Source organism: Mesorhizobium sp. M7A.F.Ca.MR.362.00.0.0, from assembly GCF_004023175.1.
Classification (GTDB): domain Bacteria; phylum Pseudomonadota; class Alphaproteobacteria; order Rhizobiales; family Rhizobiaceae; genus Mesorhizobium.
The window spans coordinates 1-3,791 of record NZ_RZTF01000491.1 but is presented as its reverse complement, the minus strand read 5'-3'; the positions used below and the strand labels follow the sequence as shown (position 1 = coordinate 3,791).

Genomic DNA, 3,791 nt, shown 5'->3' with positions numbered 1-3,791 from the left:
TCTCGACGGCTGGGACCTGACCAAGGCGCCGCTGGTCCGGCGCAAGGCGCTGCTGGCGCAGATGCTGTCGGGCCTCGGCGCCAATTCCGCCATCCAGTTCTCCGACCATGTCGAGGGCTCGGGGCAGGGGCTCTACGACCAGGCGTCGGAACTGGGGCTGGAGGGTGTCGTCTCCAAGCGCGCCACGGCCATCTATCAGAGCGGCCGAAGCAAAAGCTGGACCAAGACCAAGGCGTTGCTGTCGGACGACTTCGTCATCGCAGGCTTCACCATCTCCGATGCGGCCGAAGGGCTGGCGGCGCTCGGCATGGCAGAGTTCGAGGGTGGTGAATTGCATTATCGCGGCAAGGTCGGCACCGGTTTCGATGCCGCCACCGCCGGTGAGTTGCTCGCCAGGCTGGAGCCGCTGCGGGAAGGCGCCACCGCGCCCGAGGGCGTCCCGCGCGAAATCATGCGCGAGATGAACTGGGTGCGGCCGCTGCTGTCGGCGCGCATCCATTACGCCAACCGCACATCGGACAACGCACTGCGCCACGGCGTCTTCCGCGGTTTGAGGGATGTCGGCCTGTCGACGCCGGTCTCGTCCAAACGCAAGCGGCTGATCGCCGAGGCCGACCTTGCCACCATCTGGGTGACCAACCCGACGCGCCGGCTGTTCGGCAAGACCGGCCCGACCAAGCTCGACATCGCCGTCTATTATGCGCTGGTCGGCGATTTCATGCTGCCGCACATCCTCGGCCGGCCAGTGTCGCTGGTGCGCTGCCCGACCGGCCTGCCGAAGGATTGCTTCTTCCAGCGCCACGCCTTCACCGGCATGCCGCCCTCGGTGGTGACATTCGAGGCGACAAATTCCGAGGGCGAGACCAAATCCTATCTCTCGGTCGAAGGCGCGAAAGGATATCTGGCGCTGGCGCAGTTCGGCGTCGTCGAGTTCCATACCTGGGGCACTCACCGCACCAGCCTCGACAGACCCGACCAGATCGTCCTCGACCTCGATCCGGGCGAGGGGATTTCATGGCGCGAGGTGGTCGAGGCCGCCGTGCACATCAAGGGCGAATTGGAGCGCCTGGGGCTGGTGCCGTTCGCCAAGACCTCCGGCGGCAGCGGCATCCACATCACCGTGCCGGTGACGGGCAAGCAGAACTGGAAGAAACTGCACCAGGCGACCAGCGCCATCGCCACGCATCTGGCGACAACGGCGCCGGACACCTTCACCACCACCATGGGCAAGGACAACCGCAAGAAGCGCATCTTCATCGATTATCATCGCAATGCGCGCGGCCACACCTCCGCAGCCCCTTATTCCTTGCGCGCCCGCACCAATCTGCCGGCCTCGACGCCGGTGAGCTGGAGCGATCTGGAATCCATCGATGCGCCGCAGGATCTGAACTATTCCTCCCTGCCGGGGCTGCTGGCGACATCGGGCGATCCGTGGGCCGAGATCAATGAGTTCGCGCGGGATTTGCCAGTGTTCGAGGGAACGAGGAAGTAGTCGCGAGATGAGGGCGCAGCCCCGCCAGCGTCTCAATTCCAAGTCCATCGACGCTTCCGACAATTTGAATTATTCTCTCCGCCACGACCTCAAAGACGTACCGGAAGATTTCGTCAGGGATTTGCCTGTATCGTGTGGGGTCGGTGTAGGATTTCCTCGGCGCCAATCGTCCTTCGGACGAAAAGCGCTGCAGCAAATGTCAGTGCATGGCCGCGTAGGAGTGTTTCATGGCGCCCAGGGCAAGTTGGAAAGGTTACCTCAAACTCAGCCTCGTGAGCTGTCCGGTGCGGCTATATCCCGCCACCAGCGCCAGCGAGCGCATCAGCTTCAACCAGTTGCACAAGAAGACCCATAACCGCATCAACATGAAACCGGTCGACCCCGAATTGGGGCTCGTCGAGCGTGCTGATCTGGTCAAGGGCTACGAATACGAGGACAAGCAGTACATCATCATCGATGATGCCGATCTCGATGCGGTGCGCATCGAATCCAATCACACGATGAACATCGAGGCCTTCGTCGACGAGGACGAGGTCGATGTCATCTATCAGGACGCGCCCTACTACATGGCGCCCGACGGTGCGATGGCGGAAGAGACCTTTGCCGTGCTGCGCGAAGCGATGCGCAAATCCGGCAAGCTGGCGATCGCCCGCCTGGTGCTGTCCAGCCGCGAGCGCGTGGTGACGATCGGCGCGCGCGAGAACGGCATGTTCGTGTGCACCTTGAGGAACCCGAACGAAGTGCGCGGGACGGCTGAATATTTCGGCAACATCCCGGCTGGCAAGCCCGACCCCGAAATGCTGCAGCTCGCCGAAGCGCTGATCAAGCAGAAGGAAACCACCTTCGATCCGAAGAATTATGAGGACCGCTACGAGGCGGCACTCATGACGATGATCCGCGAGAAGCTGAAAGGCCACAAGCCGATCATCGTGGCGGCACCCGAGCGCGGCAATGTCATCAACCTGATGGATGCGCTGAAGGCGAGCCTGTCGCAATCGAAGCCGCCGGCCAAATCGAAGAGCAAGGCCGACGAGGTTGCCAAGCCCGCCGCGAAGAAGGCGGCAGCGGGTGGTGCTGCTGAAAATCCGTTGAAGGCCAATCTGCTGAAGGCGGTCGGCAAGAGCAAGAAATGACGGCACCGGCCGGCGCTGTTTTCGGCACGATAGGCGCGCTGGCGGCTTTTCCGCTCAGGCTGGCTGCGCGGGAAGTGGAACGCCGGCACGGCCAGCTGCGGCGCGGTATCACCAGGCGCACCACACATGTCGTCTTCGGCCGGACACTTCTCGCCAGGGCAGGCCTCGTCAAAAACGGCGATGCCGGGATCGAGCGCAGTGTCGCCGCCGAGCGCGCGGCCGGTCGAACGCTGATCAGCGAGAACGGATTCCTGCGCCTTCTCGGACTGATGAAGACACCGGAGGCGTCTTCGCTGTCGCGGCAATCGCTGATCGATCAGTCGCGGCTATCAGGCTCCGACCTCGATTTTTTGTCGCTGTTCGATGCGTTCGAGCATGACACAGAACCTTATTCCTTCCGCGACCTGATCCTGGCGCGCAAATATGCCGGGCTCATCGCCGGCGGCGCGACCTGGGCGGCGATCGCGCGCTCCGTCCACCGCTCCGGCCCGGTGGCGTCGCTGACCGCCAAGTCGCTCAATGTCGGCTCGCAGCATGGGCGCGCCGATGCCATCTATCTCGAAGGCGGCCAGAGCGAACTCGATGGGCAGTTGCTGTTCGATCTCGGAACAGCCGGGGCAGAGGGTGACGACACGCTGGAGGAGCTGTTCGCCGAGGCGGAAGCGGCGGAGGAGCAGGGCGACCATGATGGGGCCGCCGCGCTCTACCAGCGTTGCCTGGCCATCGATCCGAGCGATGCGATTGCCGCCTTCAACCGCGCCAACTGCCTGCGCGCCGGCGGCCACGCGGTGGACGCCGCTCATGACTATATCAATGCGATAAAACTCGACCCGGCCTTCGTCGAGGCGTGGTTCAACCTGGCCGGACTGATGAGCGAGCAAGGTCGCGAAGCCTCGGCGCGAAGGCACCTGCAGAAGGCGATCGCGCTCGACAAGACCTATGCCGATCCGGTGTTCAACCTTGCGAGGTTGGAGTTCGACGCGGGCAATCTGCTAGAGGCGCGGCGGCTGTGGGTGCGCTATCTCGAACTCGACGCGGATTCGGAATGGGCGCGGGTTGCAGCCAAGGGAGTGCAGTTCGTGGATCTGCAGCTGGCGCGGACGGCGGGGTGAGCATGATTGGCGAAGGCCGCGATGACAGCCAATCTCCCCCCTTGCGGGGGAGAT

3 protein-coding genes are annotated in these 3,791 nt (G+C 63.7%); all 3 read left to right on the top strand.

All coding sequences use genetic code 11. The annotated features are described in order from the left end of the window. Window positions 1–1,492: DNA ligase D (ligD, locus tag EOC06_RS33725; RefSeq protein WP_245470307.1), on the top strand; the 1,492-nt coding region annotated here is incomplete at its 5' end. Window positions 1,493–1,719: 227 nt separating this feature from the next. After that, window positions 1,720–2,625, top strand: coding sequence for a Ku protein (locus EOC06_RS33720; protein ID WP_128309832.1), 906 nt, complete (start codon window positions 1,720–1,722; stop codon window positions 2,623–2,625). Beyond that, complete coding sequence (locus EOC06_RS33715) at window positions 2,622–3,737, top strand: tetratricopeptide repeat protein (RefSeq protein ID WP_128309831.1); 1,116 nt, start codon at window positions 2,622–2,624, stop codon at window positions 3,735–3,737. Before EOC06_RS33720 ends, EOC06_RS33715 begins: the two co-directional genes overlap by 4 nt. The last annotated feature ends 54 nt before the right edge of the window (window positions 3,738–3,791 follow it).

Coding starts and splice junctions, on each gene's coding strand:
- EOC06_RS33715 (WP_128309831.1), top strand. CDS start 2,622: ATGACGGCACCGGCCGGCGCTGTTTTCGGCACGATAGGCGCGCTGGCG.
- EOC06_RS33720 (WP_128309832.1), top strand. CDS start 1,720: ATGGCGCCCAGGGCAAGTTGGAAAGGTTACCTCAAACTCAGCCTCGTG.